The organism is Polynucleobacter sp. MWH-UH24A (genome assembly GCF_018687475.1).
GTDB lineage: Bacteria > Pseudomonadota > Gammaproteobacteria > Burkholderiales > Burkholderiaceae > Polynucleobacter.
The window spans coordinates 790,326-810,994 of record NZ_CP061292.1 but is presented as its reverse complement, the minus strand read 5'-3'; the positions used below and the strand labels follow the sequence as shown (position 1 = coordinate 810,994).

20 protein-coding genes are annotated in these 20,669 nt (G+C 50.2%); 7 read left to right on the top strand and 13 right to left on the bottom strand.

The annotated features are described in order from the left end of the window. Window positions 1-20: 20 nt before the first annotated feature. Together ICV32_RS04270 and cysS are read right to left on the bottom strand one after the other, a co-directional pair. A complete protein-coding gene (locus tag ICV32_RS04270; RefSeq protein ID WP_215372203.1) occupies window positions 21-659 on the bottom strand; it encodes a DNA-3-methyladenine glycosylase in 639 nt (212 codons plus the stop codon). Then, window positions 659-2,068, bottom strand: coding sequence for a cysteine--tRNA ligase (gene cysS, locus ICV32_RS04265; RefSeq protein ID WP_215372550.1), 1,410 nt, complete (start codon window positions 2,066-2,068; stop codon window positions 659-661). Before cysS ends, ICV32_RS04270 begins: the two co-directional genes overlap by 1 nt. A 79-nt stretch (window positions 2,069-2,147) precedes the next feature. On the opposite strand from cysS, the gene ICV32_RS04260 reads away from it, so the two are divergent. Genes ICV32_RS04260 through ICV32_RS04250 form a run of 3 tightly spaced genes read left to right on the top strand, consistent with a single transcriptional unit; the run spans window position 2,148 to window position 4,255 of the window. Beyond that, window positions 2,148-2,936 (top strand): M48 family metallopeptidase, encoded by a 789-nt coding sequence (locus tag ICV32_RS04260; RefSeq protein WP_215372201.1) that lies wholly within the window; start codon window positions 2,148-2,150, stop codon window positions 2,934-2,936. Between the two features lie 11 nt (window positions 2,937-2,947). Continuing rightward, window positions 2,948-3,451: a peptidylprolyl isomerase gene (locus ICV32_RS04255; protein ID WP_215372199.1), complete on the top strand. Its 504-nt coding sequence runs from the start codon at window positions 2,948-2,950 to the stop codon at window positions 3,449-3,451. Window positions 3,452-3,466: 15 nt separating this feature from the next. Beyond that, complete coding sequence (locus ICV32_RS04250) at window positions 3,467-4,255, top strand: UDP-2,3-diacylglucosamine diphosphatase (RefSeq protein ID WP_215372197.1); 789 nt, start codon at window positions 3,467-3,469, stop codon at window positions 4,253-4,255. On the opposite strand, the gene ICV32_RS04245 is transcribed toward ICV32_RS04250, so the two are convergent. Further along, on the bottom strand, window positions 4,248-5,042 hold the full coding sequence (locus tag ICV32_RS04245) for an inositol monophosphatase family protein (RefSeq protein WP_215372195.1): 795 nt from the start codon (window positions 5,040-5,042) through the stop codon (window positions 4,248-4,250). The genes ICV32_RS04250 and ICV32_RS04245 overlap by 8 nt on opposite strands. An 80-nt stretch (window positions 5,043-5,122) precedes the next feature. On the opposite strand from ICV32_RS04245, the gene ICV32_RS04240 reads away from it, so the two are divergent. After that, window positions 5,123-5,878: an RNA methyltransferase gene (locus tag ICV32_RS04240; RefSeq protein WP_215372193.1), complete on the top strand. Its 756-nt coding sequence runs from the start codon at window positions 5,123-5,125 to the stop codon at window positions 5,876-5,878. Between the two features lie 23 nt (window positions 5,879-5,901). Beyond that, a complete protein-coding gene (gene cysE, locus ICV32_RS04235; protein ID WP_215372191.1) occupies window positions 5,902-6,660 on the top strand; it encodes a serine O-acetyltransferase in 759 nt (252 codons plus the stop codon). A gap of 25 nt (window positions 6,661-6,685) precedes the next feature. Here the strand turns inward: cysE and ICV32_RS04230 are convergent, their stop codons facing one another. Beyond that, a complete protein-coding gene (locus tag ICV32_RS04230) occupies window positions 6,686-7,309 on the bottom strand; it encodes a peptidylprolyl isomerase (RefSeq protein WP_215372189.1) in 624 nt (207 codons plus the stop codon). A 32-nt stretch (window positions 7,310-7,341) separates the two neighbouring features. Between ICV32_RS04230 and ICV32_RS04225 the strand changes: the two genes are divergently transcribed. Together ICV32_RS04225 and ICV32_RS04220 are read left to right on the top strand one after the other, a co-directional pair. Then, entirely contained in the window at window positions 7,342-8,637 is a 1,296-nt protein-coding gene (locus ICV32_RS04225; protein ID WP_251371931.1) for a cupin domain-containing protein, read from the top strand. A 157-nt stretch (window positions 8,638-8,794) separates the two neighbouring features. Next, window positions 8,795-9,028 (top strand): hypothetical protein, encoded by a 234-nt coding sequence (locus ICV32_RS04220; protein ID WP_215372188.1) that lies wholly within the window; start codon window positions 8,795-8,797, stop codon window positions 9,026-9,028. Window positions 9,029-9,091: 63 nt separating this feature from the next. On the opposite strand, the gene bamC is transcribed toward ICV32_RS04220, so the two are convergent. Genes bamC through ICV32_RS04175 form a run of 9 tightly spaced genes read right to left on the bottom strand, consistent with a single transcriptional unit; the run spans window position 9,092 to window position 20,478 of the window. Further along, on the bottom strand, window positions 9,092-10,225 hold the full coding sequence (gene bamC, locus ICV32_RS04215) for an outer membrane protein assembly factor BamC (protein WP_215372186.1): 1,134 nt from the start codon (window positions 10,223-10,225) through the stop codon (window positions 9,092-9,094). 15 nt (window positions 10,226-10,240) lie between these two features. After that, the gene (gene dapA / locus ICV32_RS04210) at window positions 10,241-11,140 is read right to left on the bottom strand and encodes a 4-hydroxy-tetrahydrodipicolinate synthase (protein ID WP_251371930.1); all 900 of its coding nucleotides are present in this window, start codon (window positions 11,138-11,140) and stop codon (window positions 10,241-10,243) included. Between the two features lie 23 nt (window positions 11,141-11,163). After that, window positions 11,164-11,742 carry a bifunctional 2-polyprenyl-6-hydroxyphenol methylase/3-demethylubiquinol 3-O-methyltransferase UbiG gene (locus tag ICV32_RS04205; RefSeq protein WP_215372184.1) on the bottom strand — a complete coding sequence of 193 codons (579 nt, stop codon included), beginning with the start codon at window positions 11,740-11,742 and terminating at the stop codon, window positions 11,164-11,166. Then, window positions 11,739-12,941 (bottom strand): tryptophan--tRNA ligase, encoded by a 1,203-nt coding sequence (locus ICV32_RS04200; RefSeq protein WP_108508285.1) that lies wholly within the window; start codon window positions 12,939-12,941, stop codon window positions 11,739-11,741. Before ICV32_RS04200 ends, ICV32_RS04205 begins: the two co-directional genes overlap by 4 nt. A gap of 18 nt (window positions 12,942-12,959) precedes the next feature. Continuing rightward, entirely contained in the window at window positions 12,960-13,802 is an 843-nt protein-coding gene (locus ICV32_RS04195) for a 3',5'-nucleoside bisphosphate phosphatase (protein ID WP_215372544.1), read from the bottom strand. Window positions 13,803-13,817: 15 nt separating this feature from the next. Beyond that, on the bottom strand, window positions 13,818-14,921 hold the full coding sequence (gene zapE, locus ICV32_RS04190) for a cell division protein ZapE (protein ID WP_215372182.1): 1,104 nt from the start codon (window positions 14,919-14,921) through the stop codon (window positions 13,818-13,820). A gap of 1 nt (window position 14,922) precedes the next feature. After that, the gene (lpdA, locus tag ICV32_RS04185; RefSeq protein ID WP_215372181.1) at window positions 14,923-16,359 is read right to left on the bottom strand and encodes a dihydrolipoyl dehydrogenase; all 1,437 of its coding nucleotides are present in this window, start codon (window positions 16,357-16,359) and stop codon (window positions 14,923-14,925) included. A gap of 10 nt (window positions 16,360-16,369) precedes the next feature. Continuing rightward, the gene (odhB, locus tag ICV32_RS04180) at window positions 16,370-17,575 is read right to left on the bottom strand and encodes a 2-oxoglutarate dehydrogenase complex dihydrolipoyllysine-residue succinyltransferase (protein WP_215372179.1); all 1,206 of its coding nucleotides are present in this window, start codon (window positions 17,573-17,575) and stop codon (window positions 16,370-16,372) included. Between the two features lie 50 nt (window positions 17,576-17,625). Continuing rightward, a complete protein-coding gene (locus ICV32_RS04175; protein WP_215372177.1) occupies window positions 17,626-20,478 on the bottom strand; it encodes a 2-oxoglutarate dehydrogenase E1 component in 2,853 nt (950 codons plus the stop codon). Window positions 20,479-20,669: the final 191 nt, after the last annotated feature.

Below are 20,669 nucleotides of genomic sequence, written 5' to 3'. Positions count from 1 at the left end.
TTTGGGTTTACCCCAAAAAATCAGTACTCTACGGGAATCGGGTCAATACTGCGCCACATATACCAGGTAGCCACGGTACGCCATGGTGCCCAATTGGCTGCCACCTCGCGGGCCTCATGACGGGTTACGGGCTCGCCACTGAAATAATTGATCGAGATCGCCCGAATCAGGCCAATATCGTCTAGTGGTAGCACATTGGGACGCATTAGATTAAAGATCAAAAACATCTCGGCGGTCCAACGCCCAATCCCCCGAATTGCACTCAACTCCTTAATGAGCTCCTCATCATCCATTTTGGGCCAGCGCTCGGTTTGTAAGCGTCCATGATGAAAGTGATCAGCGAGGTCGCGGATGTACTCGACTTTGCGCGTGGATAGACCCGATGCACGTAAGGCGTCATGCTTCGTATCAAGAACACGTTTGGGGGTCACCTCGTTGCCCAGGGTCTCTAAGGTTCGGTTCCATACCGATTGCGCAGCAGCAACCGAGATTTGCTGTCCAACGATCGAGCGTGCGAGCGTTGTGAATGCATCGCCTCGGCTTCCTAAGATGCCGTCATCGTACTTGGGAATGAGTTTACGTAAGATGCGGTCTTGCTTCATGAGCTCCGCACACGCCTCTTCCCAATAGCTTGGCTTTTTGGTTCGTGATTTTGGCATTAGGCGCGTCGCCAGCTGGTTTGACCACCGGGCTTATCTTCCAAAATAACGCCCTCTTCGAACAATTGCTGACGAATTGCATCTGCACCGGCAAAGTTCTTGGCTGCTTTAGCGGCTTGGCGTGCCGCAATTTGCGCTTCAATTTGCTCTGGGCTTAAGCCTGCTTTAGGCGTTCCACTTTGCAAGAACTGTTGGGGCGACTGATAAAGGAGTCCGATCATGTTGCCTAAGTGATAGAGGGTATTGAGTAACTCTTCTTTGCGTCCCGTATCGTGGGTTTTATGGATCTCGGTCACCAACTCGAATAACACGGCTATCGCATCCGGTGTATTGAAGTCATCGTTCATCGCTTGGGCAAAGCGGTCATTCCAGGCAGGGTCAACCTGGTTGCTTTGAATGGCTGGCAGTTCGCCAAGCGCGGTATACAAACGGGTGAGTCCAGTGCGTGCTTCTTCTAACTGACTATCGGAGTAATTAATGGGGCTACGGTAGTGCGCCTTGAGCATAAAGAAGCGCACCACTTCGGGATCAAACTGGGCCAAGACATCTTTGATCAAGAAAAAATTACCCAAAGACTTCGACATCTTCTCCTGGTTCACTCGGATATGACCGTTATGCATCCAGTACCGCACAACGGGTTGATCAATGGAGCCCGATCCATACATGGCACCTTCACTTTGCGCAATCTCATTCTCATGATGGGGAAACTGCAAATCCGCCCCACCGCCATGAATATCAAAATGCTGTCCCAATAACTCGCAGGACATTGCTGAGCATTCAATATGCCAACCGGGTCGACCCTCGCCCCATGGGGAGGCCCACCGGGTGTCAGCAGGCTCTTCGGTCTTTGCGGATTTCCAGAGCACAAAATCGAGTGGGTCGCGCTTGCTACCACTAATGGCAACCCGCTCACCAGCTTGTAACTCATCAATGGATTTACCGGATAACTTGCCATAGCTGGGGAACTGTCGCACCGCATAGTTGACATCGCCATCATCGGCTTGATAAGCCATCTCACGCTCCATGAGACGACCAATCATTCCTTGCATCTGGGCAATGTAGTCAGTGGCGCGTGGTTCGTGATCGGGCGGCAAGAGCATGAGGGTTTTAGCATCGGCATGCATCGCATCGATGAAGCGCTGGGTCAGTGCTGCAATGGGTTCTTGGTTCTCAAGCGCACGCGTAATTATCTTGTCATCGATATCGGTGATGTTACGAACGTAGTTCACGTCATAGCCACTAGCTCGCAGCCAACGCACCACCATATCAAATACGATCATGACCCGAGCATGCCCCAAATGGCAGTAGTCATAAACGGTCATGCCACACACATACATCCGCACCTTCCCTGGTTCGATCGGTTTGAAGACCTCTTTAGTTCTTGTCAGGGTGTTGTAAATCGACAGCATGGTCAGTGATTGATAGAGCGGGGATCGAAAGGTGTTGAGTGAACGGCACACGAATTTGTTAGACTGATGAGTATATCGAATGACGCGCCACTTTAGTGATCTTCTTACTATGACACCTCAGCACCCAAACCCCAGTTCCGCTGCTTGGTTCTCACGTTCTTTATGTGTGGTGTTTTGCTCTCTTATCGTTAGTTGCAGCACCACCCCACCCTCTACGACTTCGGGCAATCCTGCTACGCCCTATTTGGGTGGCTACGGTCCAACCGATCCACCACGCATGAGCACCAACCCCAATCCTGAAACTGGCAATAACCAACTCTCCGAATCGATTGCGGTTCCATTTTTGTCCTTCTTAATTATTGAGCCAGATCCGGTCATGAAAAATGCGATTCCAACGCATATTGAGAAACTCATTAAGGAACGTAAATACCCAGACGCCATTAAGGCAATTGATGCGGCTCTCGTGAAGGCACCCCGTAACGTCCAACTGCGATTTATCAAAGCACGCCTCCAAGTGGAACTGCGTGATGTCAACGCTGCGCGCGCCACTTGGATCGAGATTACCCAGCAATTTCCGGAGTTGCCAGAACCCTATAACAATTTAGCTGCCTTAGCGGCCAATCAAGGGCAATGGATTGAGGCCCGAGATTATTTAGAGCTTGCCCTTAAGTTAAGACCCGATTACGTTCTTGCACAGGGCAACCTTGCGGATGTCTACTTGCGCCTAGCTGATCGCTATTACTCGAGTGCGGGTAAACTTCAGCCCAATCAGCGTGAGTATGGGCTGAGGGCGAAGGCCATTAAGGAGATCCTGAACCCACCGCCCAAATCGCCGAACCGACCCAATCCAACGATTCCTAAACCATAAGAGAGTTATTTATGCCTAGCGTTCTTTTAAAAACCAATCACGGTGATATCACCCTTGAACTTGATGCAGCAAAAGCACCAAAATCGGTTGCTAACTTTTTGGCTTACGTCAATAGCGGCCACTACGATGGCACGATTTTTCATCGGGTGATTAATAACTTCATGATCCAAGGTGGCGGCATGACCGCAGGCATGAAACAAAAACCAACGCTTGATGAAATTGAGAATGAGGCAAACAATGGCCTCAAGAATGATCGCGGCACGATTGCGATGGCGCGGACTAGTGATCCTCATTCAGCCACTGCCCAGTTCTTTATTAACGTCAATGACAATGATTTTCTAAATCACAGCGCTCCCACCCCACAGGGTTGGGGATATGCCGTATTTGGCAAAGTCAGTAACGGCATGGATGTGGTCGATTCCATTAAGAAAGTTCAGACTGGTAATGCTGGGTATCACCAAGATGTTCCGACCGAGGATGTGGTGATTGAGAAAGCATCGGTTATTGCTGACTAATCCTCCGATCTCAGCATGCCAGAGCACACCAGCGCCCTACTCATCTCCGATCTTCATCTCACGCCGTCGATGCCGTTGACGGCGCAACGCTTTTTTGACTTTGTTGAAAAAGAAACGAATGATGTCGAGTCAGTATTTATTTTGGGGGATCTTTTTGAGTATTGGGTGGGTGACGATGCTGGTGCGCGTTCCCCATTTCAGCAAGAGGTGCTGCGCGCCCTTTTTGCTTTGTCGAGCAAAACCAAAACGTATTACATTCATGGCAACCGTGACTTTTTAATTGGCCAAGACTTCCTTAAACGGTCAGGGATGCAATTGCTCCCTGATCCATCAAAGGTCATGATCGCTGGCGATGAGTGGGTAATTAGCCATGGCGATGCCCTCTGTACCAATGATCTGAGCTATCAAGTGTTCCGAACATGGGTTCGCAAACCTTGGCTCCAAAAACTATTTTTACGACTTCCTCTGGATTGGCGGCGCGGGATTGCTCGTACCTTACGCAGCAATAGCACCGCAAAGTATGAGCGCGCGGCCCGTTACACGCCCGATGTCGCCCGTTACAAAGGGGATGTGACTTTGGTCGCTTGCGCCAATCTCATGGGGGCCTATGGCTCAGAGCGTTTGATTCATGGTCATACGCATTTACCTGCACGGCATCACGAGAGCATGGGCAGCAAAGAATGGCAACGCTATGTGCTATCTGACTGGGATCTCGATCATCCCGAAACCGTACTCCCAAAAGCGAGTGCTTTGCGCATTGACCTCAATGGCGTGCGCTACATTGATTTAATTAAGTCTACGTAGTGGTTCTTGAGTATTTGCTCAAGATATTGGCCATTTGGGCAAAGATCCTCGGATTGGCTGCCATGATCTCACCGCTATCCATGAATCCTTCTTCGCCTCGGTAGTTGCCAACGAGGCCGCCGGCTTCAGCCACAATCAGTGCGCCTGCTGCCATATCCCAAGGTTTGAGTTCGCTCTCAAAGAATCCATCGTAGCGGCCAGCCGCGACATAGACAAGGTCTAGAGAGGCAGCGCCTGGGCGCCGCAGGCCCGCGCATTGACGGGTCATGTCGGCAAAGATCTTGAGATAAAGATCCAGGTCTTGATCATGCCGATACGGAAATCCTGTGCCAAGTAATGCGTTTTCTAATTTAGTTTGCTCAGCAACTCGAAGACGGCGCCGATCCACGTAGGCGCCACTGCCTTTGGTGGCCGTAAATAACTCATCGCGATTGGGGTCGTAAACCACCCCTTGGGTCACAACGCCATTCACTGATAGAGCAATCGATACCGCGTATTGCGGAAATCCATGAATAAAGTTGGTGGTGCCATCTAAGGGATCAATGATCCAAATGTGATCGGAGCCATTGGTAGCCTCACCAGTTTCCTCGGCTAAAAAACCGTGGTTTGGGTAGGCTTCGCTCAAGGTCTCGATAATCGCCTCTTCGGCGGCTTTGTCCACTTCGGTTACATAATCATTATGTTGTTTGCGATCAATTTGCAAGCGCTCAAGATTGAGTGAGGCACGATTGATAATCGTTGCGGCACGGCGAGCGGCTTTCACAGCCACGTTTAACATGGGGTGCATAATGAGTGGACAAATTAAATAAGAACAAACTAGACGACTAGGTCTCTAGTGCAATGGCATTATTTTATACGAATTCATTCATGACTCAGACGTCGTTTACCCAATACAGTGACCATGTCCGCTGGATCATGGTGGAAACCAGTCATGCGGGCAATATTGGTTCTGCCGCGCGGGCCCTTAAAACGATGGGCTTTGCTGCACTCCATCTCGTTCGTCCCCGTGAGCCCGTGATGCACACCCACCCCGATGCAGTTGCATTAGCCAGCGGCGCTAGTGATGTATTAGCTGATGCAAAAACGCATGACAGCCTTTCTTCTAGTATTCAAGAATGTGCGGTGGTTTTAGGCTTAACCAGTCGCGATCGAGAGTTTGGTCCGCCTGCCCTTCCTTGGGCAGATGGTCTTCATTTGTTAACGGATGCATTGCAATCCAATCGCTCTGTTGCACTGGTGTTTGGTCCTGAGCGGACCGGCCTTGAAAATGAAGATCTTGCCTATTGCACCCACCGAGTCTTTTTGCCTGCCAACCCCGTCTACCCTTCATTAAACCTGGCCCAAGCGATGATGGTTTGTGCGTTTGGTTTGCGCCAAGCGCTGCTGGAGCACCCTGCGCAAGCATCAGCCAATGCAGATGTCTCTGAACTGGCAGACCCTACAGCGGTTGCCGCCATGCTCGATCATTGGCAAGCAGGCTTAGAAGCGATTGGTTATTTGGATCCTAAAAATCCCAAGAAACTGATGCCACGTTTGCAAGCACTCTTTGCCCGAAGTCGCTTACGTAAAGAAGAAATTGATCTTTTGCGCGGCATTGCCAAACAGATGCTCCTGAGAAAATAAGGCGCACGGATTACACTATCCCTATGTTGAGTTCTCTCTTTGAAGATGTTGACGCCATTATTGCGCGTGATCCTGCGGCGCGGCACCGGCTTGAGGTCATTACCTGCTATCCAGGCTTACATGCCATTTGGCTGCATCGTCTCAATCATGCTTTATGGAACCTCGGTCTGAAATGGCCAGCGCGTTTTTTGGCATCGCTTGCTCGTTTTCTGACCAATATTGAGATTCATCCCGGTGCCCGAATTGGACGTCGGGTGTTTTTGGATCACGGCCTTGGTATTGTGATCGGCGAGACCGCAGAGATTGGGGATGACACGACCATCTATCAAGGGGTCACCTTGGGTGGTACCTCGCTCTACAAAGGGGTAAAACGCCATCCCACGCTAGGCAAAGGGGTTGTTGTGAGCGCTGGGGCGAAGGTATTGGGTGGGTTTACCGTGGGAGATGGTGCACGCATTGGATCCAATGCCGTGGTTCTTAAAGAAATTCCGCCGGGTGCGACGGCAGTGGGCGTGCCCGCTCGTATCTTGCATCCCGATCTCCCCAAGGAGGCGAGCGATGCGAGCAAGGCAAGTTTCTCGGCGTATGGAATCACACCCAATGCCGATGACCCCGTTTCATTGGCATTAAAGAGTTTGATCGACGCCACGATTGAACAAGAACACAAGATCAAAGCCCTGGAAGAGGCCTTAGCGAAGTTGGGTGGTAAGGCGAGCGACTCGACTGGCCACGAAGCAACTCAGCGTGAGCTAGACGCCATCAAAAAACTTCTGAAAGAGTAAAACGCAGGGGGCTAGCACCTACCCATTAATGCAAAGTTCGTGGGCCCTGATCGCGTTGTGCCGTTCCCGATAAATCGAGATCATCCAGATCGTCATCGTCCGCTAAATCCATTCCAAAACCGTCTTCACCCTGTGGGTGTTGATTTGCAATCTCATCTTCGGTAGCTTGACGAACATCTTCGACCTGCAACCAAAAACGCAGAGCCATACCAGCAAGCGGATGATTACCGTCAAGCACAACTTGCTTATCAGCCAGATCGGTCACCGTGTAGATTAAGGTATCGACTTCCTGATCATCGTCGTCATCATCCACCTCATTGAGTGATGCCGCTTCGAGCTCTTCGCTGCTTTGCTCTTCTGGCACCCCTTCAAACTGCATGCCGATCTCTAAAGGCTCAGGGAAACGCTCCCGCGGTTCTATTTTGAGTAAATTAGGGTCATATTCTCCGAAGGCATCTTGAGGCTCAAGCTGAACCGTGGTCTCAAAGCCAATATCCTTGCCATCCAATAAACTCTCGATCTTTGGGAAAGTTCCTGAGTAGCCCCCGTGCAGATAAACCATTGGGGTGTCGGGTTCCTCGATAATATTGTTTTGAGCATCGCTAAGTTTGTAACGAAGAGATACGATGGTATTTTTTTCAATCTTCATAGCGATGTGTTTCCTCAATAAGGCCATTTTACTTGACTAAGACTCGCTCTCGCTATCAGCCCCCTAAAGCCCCAGCCACACTGCCCCTCGATCTGCCGTGGCCGCTTTTGGGTAATCTTAGCCCCCAACTATTTATGCGGCGGTATTGGCATCAATGCCCACTCCTGGTTCGCCAAGCCATTCCTGCTTTTGCACTGAGCAAGAATGCTGGCTTTCCGCTGTTAAGTCCTATTTCTGATAAAGCGCTATTTGGGTATGCATGCGATGGCCTTAGCGAAGCGCGCCTCGTAGAAGCGAAGCCATGGCGTCTCCATCACGGTCCCTTCAAGAAAAAGGAGATCCCCGCCACCAGCCAACGGGATTGGACTTTATTGATTCAAGGGGTTGAGGCGCGGCACCCTGCTGCTGCGCATGTGTTGTCTTGGTTTCGGTTTATCCCCGATGCACGCCTTGATGATCTGATGATTAGTATTGCAGGCATTGGTGGTGGTGTAGGCCCCCATGTCGATTCTTACGATGTATTTTTAATTCAGATGGAAGGTCGACGCCGCTGGAAAATATCTGGGCAGGCCGATCTCGGCTTGCGCCCCCATTTACCACTCAAGATCCTTGCACGCTTTAAGCCTGAACAGGAATGGGTATTGGAGCCAGGTGATTTACTCTACCTACCGCCCAATATTGCCCACGAAGGAGTGGCGCTTGATGATGGGTGTCAAACCTGGTCGGTCGGTTTTCGGTCACCCTCATACCGTGAGCTCCTAAGTGAAGGTTTATGGCGTCTTGCCGAATCCTTAGAAGCCGACCCCGCACTCGCAGCGATTTATGCCGATCCGAATCAGGAAGCCTCTTTAGATCCTGCGCGTTTACCAACTCAGCTCGAAGATGAAATCCGCCAACGAATTCAGAGTCTTTCCTTTGATCAGAACCCGGCGTTCATCAATGGGATTACCGCTTACTTGAGTGAGCCAAAACCACAGGCAATTTTTACCCCGCCCGATCCGCTACTCAGTCCTCGCGCCTTATGGGCATCTCTTAAGAAAGGGGCTCTCGTGCCCCACCCCCAAACCCGATTATTGATCCGAAATGAGACCGTTTTTTGCAATGGCGATGCCGTTACCGAAGGTCAAGATCTGGCCACCATCAAAGCCTGGCAAACCCTCGCTCAGCATCACCACTTCGCCCGAGAGCGAATGCAAAAATCAAGTAAAAATAAGGGCTTATCAACGATACACACAGAGGAGCTAGATGGGTCTGTGAGCCTCCCTTTGATTGCAAAAAATAATTCACTATACGAGGCTTATTGTTTTGGCTGGCTCCTCCTTCAATAAGCACTGCAATGGCTAGCACCATTTGAACAAATGATTGCGTGATTGCTATAATCATAGGCGGATCTGAGTGGGATTACATCCGTAAACCGCATTCAAGGTCCTACAACAATTACCGGTAATTGCTGTAAATCGACTTAAATTTAAAGGAAATAAAACAATGAAGAAGTCACTCCTCTTGGCCGCGATGTTGGCCGTTGCTTTGTCCGCTTGCGGTAAGAAAGAAGAAGCTAAGCCAGCTGCTGCTCCTGCTGCTCCTGCTGCTGCTCCAGCTGCTGATGCAAAACCAGCTGACGGCGCTGCTCCAGCTGCTGCTCCTGCTGCAGGCGCTCCTGCTGCTCCTGCTGCTGCTCCAGCCGCACCAGCTGCTCCTGCTGCACCAGCCAAGAAGTAATTCTGAGGCTGCATGAAGAAAGGCGCTCATTGAGCGCCTTTTTTCTTTGGTACTAGATGGTGATTATTTAATAAGCTGTCGATCAAGTGTTGTGAGCAACTGATTACCAGTGGTGGTGTTCTCAGGTTTGCCCTCGGAGTCTTGCACCAAAATTGCAACTTGATTATCGCCGCGCGTTTGGACCACAACACGATAGAGTTTGGCTTTCTTATCCGCATCGTTACTCTTACCAAAAGTACGGCCGAACCAACTGCGGTTGTCGCCTAACTCCTTAGGGTTCACATAACGCACGAAGTAAATACCGCGTGAGCGATCGCGGTCTTCAACAGTGAAATTAGAGCGATCCAAGGCAAGGCCCACGTCGCGCCAAGCCCGATCAAATCCAGAACTCATCTCAATGCGGGTCGCCGCACCCTCTTCAACCAGTTTCGCTCTCGGAGTTTTTGGAGCTGAAGCGGTCGCAGCGACTTGCGCCTTCGCTTGTTCTTGGGTCATACCGAGACGCTCCATCAAACGCGTCAAGAAAATTACTTCGAGCTCAGGATCAGTCGGGCGAACCATCCACTGGGTTGTAATCATTGCCCCAGAACCGTCTTTCACAGGGGTCTCAATGGCGCCCTTGTGCGTGATGTAAATCTCGGTGACATCGGGTTTTTGTAACTCAAGTCGGGTTCTAAATTTGTCACGCTCACCTGAATCGTAGGCAGAATCCAAGACCCGTCCCAAGGTTCTGCGAATAATATCTTGTGGAATCTTGGCGCGGTTTTCGGCCCAATCGGTTTCCATGATGCCAGTGGATGGCGAATCAATGGCGAGCAAGAACCCGTTTTCTTGCCAAAAATCCTTCACTTGAGGGTAAAGCTCCGTGGCGGGCTTATCAACCACCAACCATCTGCGATCACCATCGCGCTCAATTTTCATTCCGGGGATGCCAGTCAGCACATTGGAGCGCATTTGGGAGGACTTCTTCACTGCTTGGTTGTATTCCGACATGGTCGCAGTGCCATCTTGCACCACATAGCGGCGATCCGCTTGAGCCGTAATTAAATCAGGAGGTAGGGCCAGATTGGGGCCGCGTACATCACCGGATTTTTTATAATCCACCTTATCGCTAGCGGTCATGCTGCTAAAGGTTCCACACGCGGTCAATGTGATAACCGCGCAACTCAGGGATAAGGTTTGTAGAACCGTGCGCATTCGTTCCTTACGAAATTACAGCAAACCGGCTTGGCCCAATGCCTGACGCAAGGGCTCACGCAATGGCTCGCTAAGTGGCGTCAATGGTAACCGAATTCCGGCTGGAATCTTACCCATCTGATGCAAGGCCCATTTCACGGGTATGGGATTAGCCTCGATAAACATCAGTTTATGAACTGCCAACAATTGATACTGAATTTCTCTCGCGCGCTTAGCGTCACCAGCAATCGCTGCTTTGCAAAGTTCGCTCATTAGGCGAGGTGCCACATTGGCCGTTACCGAGATGTTGCCGTGCCCGCCCATCAGCATCAGAAATAAAGCAGTTAGGTCATCACCCGAGTAGACTGCAAACTGGTTAAGCTGTTTATGTTTGAGCTCGGCCAATAGCAGTGAGCCGCGCTCTAAATTACCAGTCGCGTCTTTAATTCCGATAACCCCTGGCACCTGAGCCAAACGGACTGTGGTCTCATTGGCAAGATCGGCGACGGTACGTCCGGGGACGTTATACAAAATGACCGGCAGATCGACGCGCTCAGCAATCGTTTTAAAGTGAGCATACATTCCCTCTTGGGTGGGCTTGTTGTAATACGGCACCACCTGCAGGCTAGCATCCGCACCCACCTTTTTGGCGTACTCGGTTAATTCAATCGCTTCCCGAGTCGAGTTACCGCCGGTTCCAGCAATCACCGCAATGCGGCCATTGATATGCTCGACCGTTACACGGATGAGCTCACAGTGTTCTTCAACCGATACCGTTGGCGACTCACCACTCGTGCCAACGATCACAATTGCATCGGTGCCCTCATTGACATGCCAATCCAGTAAGGAGCGCAATGCGGCGTAATCAAGACTAGCGTCTTCGTGCATTGGGGTTGCAATTGCAACCATACTTCCGGTCATCATGGCTGATTTCATAAGGGTTTTATCGATCAAACGGCTTAAGCGCTAAATTGTAACGGATGGCGTATTTTGGGCAGTCCCCGGCTAGCGCATAGGCTCTGAACCATGGCCGGTTTGGGGATTGCACGATAGCCATCCTGATAAGCCACCACGTGCAGATCATGTCGCTTGGCGAGATCTAGTAACTCGCCATGCTGAAGTAAAAAGTTGGAATTTGAGGGTTTACCAAATTCTTCATTACCGATTGCAAAGGTCTCGTAGAGCAAGATACCGCCCTCTTCCAAAAGATCTGGCAATTGTTCTAAGTAAGGCCGATAGAGATAGTTACTCACCACAATGGCATTCCATTGACCAAACTCGGACTCGGGAAGCGGCCATCGATCTCCTTCGAGATCCATTTGCTGGGTCATCACAAACTGATGGTCAATGCGGGCTAGAGATTCTGCATCACGATCAACAGCCAGCACCATGAAGCCGCGATTGGCAAGGTAGATTGCGTGTCGACCACCACCACAGGCAAGATCGAGAACCTTGCCCCCAGGAACAATCAGGTCAGCGTATTGGGCAATCCAAGGTGAAGCAGTTTCTAGAGCGGCGTGCACGTGATTCAGAGTCAATCAACATCCAGGCCCATCGCCTCGCGCACATCCCGCATGGTTTCTTGGGCAACCTTACGGGCCTTATCGGAGCCATCCGCAATGATGGAACGCAGCAGGCTTGGATCATCTAAATACTGTTGTGCACGCTCAAACATCGGTTGTTGTTCACGCAAGATCGCATCAATCACGGGTTGTTTGCAGTCTAGGCAACCAATGCTCGCACTTTGGCAGCCCTTCTGCGCCCAATCCTTGGTGGTTTGGTCCGAGTACACCTGATGAAACTGCCACAGAGGACAATTAGCTGGATTACCAGGATCGGTGCGTCGCACTCGCGCAGGATCGGTTGGCATGGTCCGCACTAAGCGAATCACCTCCTCAGGCGCCTCACGAATGGCAATCGTATTGGCATAGGACTTCGACATCTTTTGCCCATCAAGACCTGGCATCCGAGCTGCTTCGGTTAACAAAGCCTGGGGCTCGACCAAAATAATCTTACGAGCACCCTCGAGGTATCCAAATAATCGCTCACGATCACCCATCGATAAACTTTGCGCCTCTTGCAATAAGGCCTGTGCTTGCATCAGCGCTTCATCCTCGCCACGCTCTTGGTAGGCATTACGCAATTCCAGGTAAAGCTTGGCGCGCTTGCTACCGAGTTTTTTTACTGCCTCGAGGGCCTTCTCCTCAAAACCAGGCTCACGACCATACAGGTGATTAAAACGACGGGCCACTTCACGGGTCATTTCCACATGAGGAACCTGATCCTCACCAACTGGAACATAGAGGGCACGATAGATCAAAATATCTGCGGCCTGTAGCAAGGGGTAACCTAAAAAGCCATAGGTCTGCAAATCTTTTTCTTTTAGTTTTTCAATTTGGTCTTTGTAGGTGGGGACTCGTTCAAGCCAACCCAATGGGGTACCCATGGCTAGAAGAAGAAATAATTCGGAGTGTTCTGGCACTCGACTCTGAATAAATAATGTAGCTTGATTGGGATCAACACCCGCTGCTAACCAATCGATCACCATCTCCCAGACCGACTCTTGAATCACCTCAGGGGTCTCGTAGTGCGTTGTTAATGCATGCCAGTCAGCAACAAAGAAAAAACAGGGGTATTCAGCCTGAAGGCGTACCCAATTTTTTAAGACGCCATGGTAGTGGCCTAAATGCAAGGCGCCCGTGGGACGCATGCCGGATAAAACGCGTTCTGCAAACATGAGAGGATTGTCGCTTATTTAATGAAAGGCCGACCAAATGGGCGTTAGGTGCTCTGGAAGATGGGGAAGCTGCCCTAAATCAATATCGCTTTCCTGGGGATCATGAAAATCCGATCCACGAGAAGCCATAAATCCATACCGCTTGGCAACCTTCGCATAGGTTTGGTATTGATCAGGACTATGGCTACCGGTCACGACTTCAATACCAGCGCCACCCAGGTCCTTAAAGCGGGCATAGAGCTCATCCATTTGCATGGCATTTAAGCGGTAGCGGCCTGGGTGCGCAATCACTGCCTCGCCACCTGCACCCGTAATCCAATCGACCGCCTGATCCAAGCTTGCCCAACGGTGCGAAACATAACCTGGTTTACCGGCAACTAAGTATTTTCTAAACACCTCATCCATATCACGACAGACCTGTTGCTCCACGAGGTAGCGCGCAAAGTGCGTGCGTGCAATGAGCTCCGGGTTACCAGCAAACTTTAGAGCGCCTTCATAGCTATTTTCAATACCGATTTGCGCAAGCTGAGCCGCCATTTGGCGAGCACGCTCTTCACGACCATCCCGGGTGGCACGCAAACCATCTTGCAAGGTTACGTTGCTTGGATCAAATCCCAAACCAACAATATGCACAGTTTGTCCCATCCAACTAATGGAGATCTCGACACCTGATACATACTCCATCCCTAAATTAAGCGCAGCGTCTTGAGCACGCGCCTGACCACCTAAGACATCATGATCGGTTAAGGACCATAAATGCACGCCATTTTGATGAGCACGCAAGGCGAGCTCCTCTGGGGATAAAGTACCGTCAGAGACTACCGAGTGGCAATGTAAATCCGCATTAATAGGCATGGGCATACTCATATCCCTATTTTAGGTCAGTTGCGCATTAATAAGGCGACGCGGTGCCTCAATATATTCTCGGGATTGCATCTCCATTAAACGCGAGACGGTGCGGGCAAATTCACTAACGACCTGTCCCTCCGTATAGAGCTGGTCAGGGGGTACTTCGGCTGACATGATTAATTTCACACGATGGTCATAAAGTACATCAATCAGCCAAATAAAGCGTCTTGCCTCATTGGTTAAACGGGGGGGCATATATGGCACCTCAGAGACCATCACCGTATGAAACGTGTTAGCAATCTCTAAGTAATCATTTTGTGAACGAGGGCCCGCGCAGAGGGTTTGGAAATCAAACCAAACCACACCCTCAGCCAAATGCAGCGCCCGGATCTCGCGGGACTCAATTTTAAGGATACGGTTGGTAGCTTCAATTTGTTTGCCGATGAGCTCATGAAAGTAATCATCCATCTGCTGATGGGTTGCTTCATTTAATGGGGTTAAATAGGCCTGAATCCGGGTCATCTGAATTTGCCGGTAATCACTACCCGCATCCACATTCAAGACATCGAGCTTCTGCTCCAACAGTTCAATTGCCGGTAGGAGTCGGTCACGATGCAGACCATTCGGATACAACTGATCGGGTCGATAGTTTGAGGTCATGATGAACTGCACCCGATCAATGAACAAAGCCTTTAAAAGGCGATACATGATCATGGCATCGGCAATATCACTAATGTGGAACTCATCAAAGCAAATCAATCGATATCGATCGGAGATGCGTTTGGCTAACTCATCAAGGGGATCGGCCAATCCAGAAAGCTCATGGAGCTCACGGTGAACCTCGCGCATGAACTCATGAAAATGAATTCGGATTTTTTTTTGAACGGGCGATGCTTCGTAAAAGCAATCCATCAAAAAGGATTTACCGCGACCCACTCCACCCCAGAGGTAAACCCCTCGGGGTAACTCGGGGTGAAAGAGTTTTTTGGTGAGCGCGTTACTCCGAATCTCTTTGTAAGCAACCCACTGATCTTCGCATTGCTGCAAGCGAACAATGGCCCGCTCTTGCGCAGGATCTGGATGATAACCGCGCGCTTTACACTCTTGGTTGTAAAAGTCAGCGACTTTCAACTTACATATTGAGTGCGCGTTGATCCGTTGCTAAAGCTGCTTCGCGCATTACCTCTGATAAGCTGGGGTGAGGATGGCAAACACGAGCAATGTCTTCAGCGGCTGCTTTAAACTCCATCGCCAAAGCGGCTTCCGCAATCAGGTCTGAGGCATTAGGGCCAATAATATGCACCCCAAGAACCTCATCGGTTTTGGCATCCGCTAAGATTTTGACAAAGCCATCGGCACGATCCATTCCCAACGCACGACCGTTGGCCATGAACGGGAATTGGCCCGCTTTAAACGCGCGCCCCTCTGCTTTGAGTTGTTGCTCGGTCTTACCAACCCATGCAATTTCAGGGTCGGTGTAAATCACCCAAGGAATGCAGTTGTAATCAATATGCGGTTTTTGACCAGCGAGTAACTCAGCAACAAGCACCCCTTCATCCTCGGCCTTATGAGCCAGCATTGGTCCGCGCACCACATCACCAATTGCATAGACTCCGGGTGCTGATGTCGCGCAAGTATGATCATTAATCGGGATAAAACCGCGCTCATCGGTTTTAATCTGAATCGCTTCCAGATTAAGTCCTTCGGTATTGGGTACACGGCCTACCGAGACGATGAGACGATCGCATTCTAGTTTTTGGGGTTTGCCTGTGCTGTCCTGATACGAGACCACGACACCCTTCTTGTCGGCTTTAACGCCATCGATCTTGACGCCCATATGAATATCAAGACCCTGCTTGGTAAAAATCTTTTTGGCTTCTTTTGCGATTCCTTCATCACATGCACCCAAAAAGCTTGGCAAGGCCTCAAGGACTGTAACTTGTGAGCCAACGCGGCGCCAGACTGAACCAAGCTCAAGACCAATGACACCTGCACCGATCACACCTAAGCGCTTAGGCAGCGAATCAAATTTAAGCGCGCCCTCGTTATCGCAAACTAGGACGTTATCGACTGGGATGTTAGGGAGATGTCTCGCCTTTGAGCCAGTCGCAATAATGACGTTCTTAGCCGTGATAGTTCCGGCATCTTTACCGGTAATTTTGATTTGATACCCCTCAGTAGTTTTGCCCGCAAACGAGGCGTGTCCTTTAATGCTGGTCACTTTATTTTTGCGAAACAGGAAACTAATACCGCCGGTCATTTTGTTGACGATTTCATCCTTACGCGCCAGCATCTTTTGAATGTCAATCTTCACTGAGCCTACCTGAATACCATGGTCAGCGACGTGATGACCGATCTTCTCAAACTCCTCGGAAGACGCCAACAGGGCTTTGGATGGAATGCAGCCCACGTTCAAACACGTACCGCCTAAGCGTGGCTCGCCTTTGGGATCCGCATACGGATTGGACTCTGCACAGGCTACCTTAAATCCCAATTGCGCTGCCCGAATTGCTGCAATGTAACCGCCGGGGCCAGCTCCAATCACTAGCACATCAAATACTTGGCTCATGGTTTACTCCTTACAGATCAAGTAGTAAACGAGCAGGATCTTCTAATAGCTCCTTCATTGCCACTAGCCCCAAGACTGCTTCGCGACCATCGATAATCCGATGGTCATACGACAGGGCTAAATAGTTGATCGGACGAATAACGATTTGTCCATCTTCAACGACAGCCCGCTCCTTGGTTGCATGGATCCCCAAAATAGCGGATTGGGGTGGATTGATAATGGGGGTCGAGAGCATCGATCCAAAGACTCCACCGTTGGAGATCGAGAACGTCCCACCAGTTAACTCTTCGATACTTAATTTACCCTCACGGGCTTTATTACCGTAATCCGCAATTTGCTTTTCAATCTCAGCCAAGGTCATTTGATCGACATTGCGCAAGATAGGCACCACCAAACCGCGTGGCGAACTCACTGCAATACCAATATCAAAGTAACCGTGATAAACAATGTCATTACCATCGACCGATGCGTTCAAGATTGGATATCTCTTTAATGCATAGGTCGCCGCTTTTACAAAGAAGGACATGAAGCCTAATTTCACGCCATGGGTTTTTTCAAAGACATCTTTATAGCGTGAGCGCATTGCAATCACGGGAGCCATATTGACCTCATTGAAGGTGGTCAAGATCGCATTATTGGCTTGCGATTCCAAGAGGCGCTCTGCAATACGAGCACGCAGACGGGTCATTGGCACCCGCTCCTCGGTACGATCCCCAAGGGGCATCGTTGACATGGGAAGTGGTGCGGCGCTCGCGACTGGCTTCGCACCGCCTGCAATCGCATTTTGCACATCACCCTTGGTCACACGACCGTCCCGACCAGTGCCGGCAACTTGATTGGCCGTTAGATTGTTCTCGGCCATGAGTTTAGCTGCAGAGGGAGCGGCAATGGAGCCTTTGTTTGAAGAAGAGGCTGGCGCTGGTGCCGCGGCTTTGGCTGATGCGGGAGCTGCGGCTGCGGCTGCAGTTGCTTTGCCTTCACTATCAATCTTTGCGATCACTTGATCAGCCACCACGGTTCCACCATCGGCAACCAAAATCTCAGCCATCACGCCTGCCGATGGAGCTGGTACTTCAAGCACTACCTTATCGGTTTCGATCTCGATCAAGATCTCGTCTTGGGCAACGGCTTCGCCCGGTTTTTTCTTCCACTGCAAGAGCGTTGCTTCGGCAACCGATTCAGAAAGTTGTGGAACCTTTACGTCAAATAAAGCCATGATATGTCCTATGAATGAGTTAGATTAAATCGCTGTTCTGTTCGTGCCACCTATTTGGTGACCACAAATCCTTTGAGCTTGGCAAACGCCGCGGTGAGTAATGCCTTTTGCTGACTCTGATGCAAATGGGCATACCCAACAGCCGGCGAGGCCGATGCGGGTCGACCGGCATAACCAAGACGCATGCCCTCGCCCATGTTCTCCAATAAATTGTGTTGCACGAAGAACCAGGCGCCCTGATTTTGTGGTTCATCCTGACACCACACCAACTCAGTGAGATTGGGATAGGACTTAATGATGCTGGCGACCGCCTTATGGGGGAAAGGATACAGCTGCTCAATACGCACAATCGCTGCGGTATCGATCTTCTTATCGGCGCGCTGCTTGACTAAATCGTAGTAGACCTTACCCGAGCACACAATTAAGCGCTCTACCTTTTGGGGGTCAAGCGAGTCATCTTGCTCCGGAATCACCGTCTGAAACTCACCTTTGGTGAACTCAATCAACGGTGACCCCGCATCTTTGTGACGCAGTAAGGATTTGGGGGTCATGATGATGAGCGGCTTTCTAAATTGCCGAATCATCTGCCGCCTTAAGAGATGGAAGATCTGCGATGCGGTCGTGGGCTGAACCACTTGCATATTGGTATCGGCGCACAACTGCATAAAGCGCTCAAGGCGAGCCGAGGAATGTTCTGGGCCCTGACCTTCATAACCATGCGGCAGCATCATCACCAAACCGTTGACACGACCCCATTTCACTTCACCAGAGGCGATGAACTGATCGATGACCACTTGAGCGCCATTAACGAAGTCACCAAACTGGGCTTCCCAAATCGTGAGTGTATTGGGCTCAGCAGCTGCATAACCATATTCAAATCCAAGAACAGCCTCTTCGGAAAGAATCGAGTCGATCACCGTAAAGGGTGCTTGATCTTTGCTAATGTTTTGCAAAGGAATATAGCTGGAATCTGAATTGCCACGCTCTTGATCATGCAATACCGAGTGGCGGTGGCTAAAGGTACCTCGGCCACTATCCTCACCCGATAAACGAATGGGGTAACCACTAGCAAGTAAGGATGCGAAGGCCATCGCCTCCCCCATCCCCCAATCAACATTGATCTCACCACGGCCCATCGCGGCACGATCGGTATACACCTTTTGTACCAATGGGTGCACTTTGAAACTCTCAGGAATGGTCGTGAGTCGATCTGCTAATCGCTTCCACTCTGTCAATGGTATGGCGGTATCAGCTTGATCGGTCCACTTCTTATTTAAAAATGGTGACCAATCGACTGCAAATTTACCTTTGAAGTTGCTTAATACCGGGTCAAGGGTTTGCTTACCCTCTTCCATGGCAGCACGAAAGGCTTTGACCATCTCATCGCCTGAACCTGCACCTAACACACCTTGTGCCTCCAAACGATCAGCGTATAACTTTCGTGTACCTGGATGCTTAGCAATAATGCTGTACATGTACGGTTGGGTCATTGCAGGGGTATCTTGCTCGTTGTGACCAAGCTTACGAAAGCAAATGATGTCAACCGCTACATCCTTACGAAATTGCGTTCTGTATTCCAAAGCGAGTTGCGTTGCTAGGACTACCGCCTCAGGATCATCGCCATTGACATGCAGTACCGGCGCATCAATCGTTTTCATAATATCGGTGCAATACAAACTCGACCGAAGATCTCGAGGATCTGAGGTGGTAAAACCAATCTGGTTATTAATGACAATATGAACGGTGCCGCCCGTGGAGTACCCACGAACCTCTGACAGCGCCAAGGTCTCTTGCATCACACCTTGACCCGCAATCGCCGCATCACCATGCACTAAGACGGGCAATACTTGACTGCCCGAAAGATCATTGCGCCGCTCCATACGCGCACGAGCGGAACCCTCGACCACGGGATTCACAATTTCGAGGTGCGATGGATTAAAGGCCAGTGATAAATGCACTGGGCCTCCAGGCGTTGAAATGTCGCTCGAGAATCCCTGGTGATACTTCACGTCACCCGCAGGTAAATCTTCAGGGGCGGTGTGATCAAATTCAGCAAAGAGGTCTTTCGGTGATTTACCCAAGACATTAACTAGAACATTTAAGCGACCGCGGTGGGCCATACCAATCACAATCTCTTGCACACCCCGTTTGCCAGCCCCTTGAATGAGTTCATCCATGCAGGGAATGAAACTATCACCACCCTCGAGTGAGAAACGCTTTTGACCGACATACTTTGCTTGAAGATACCGCTCAAGTCCTTCGGCCGCCGTTAAGCGATCTAATATTTGTTTGCGCTGTTCATTCGTGAATTTAGGCGTCGAGCGAATCGATTCGAGTTTTTCTTGCCACCATTTTTTTATTTTCTGATCGGCAATGTTCATAAACTCAGCAGCCAAGGTGCCGCAATAGGTCTCGCGCAGTGCTTGCAGCAAATCCCGTAAGGTCATTTGGTTTTTACCAAAGAAGGTATTGCTGGTATTGAAGACGATGTCCATATCGCTATCAGAAAATCCATAGAACGATGGATTGAGCTCTGGGATATCGGGGCGTTCAGTACGCTTTAGGGGGTCTAGGTTCGCCCAACGGTTACCCACGTTGCGATACGCCGCAATCAGCTGCTGAACCGCGACTCGCTTGCGACCCATCTCAGAGTCGGCTGAATCCTGAATCGTTTTGATGGGACCCTGCTTAGCACGTTCAGCAAACGAGGCCACAATGGGCGCATGCGCAATATCTCGACCATTGGAGCCATCTACGGCCGGAACCTGAACGACGTTATCAAAGTAATCGCGCCAATGCTGCGCTACGGATGTGGGATCTAATAAATACGATTCGTAGAGTTCTTCTACGTAGGGGGCATTACCCCCAAAGAGGTACGAGGAACCTCTATAGGACTGCATCATGATGCTCACCTTTCATCGGGCAACCCGAAAAAAACTGTGGTTTTAACCATCTGCGACACGGCTGAACCGATTAGCAGAACGCAAAGCAAATGCCTTATGTATGACAAGGATAGCATGGCTTAAGAGAAAAAAATATCTCAATATCAATGGATTAGTGAAAGTCCTAGGGCATACCTGACTGGATGGTTAAC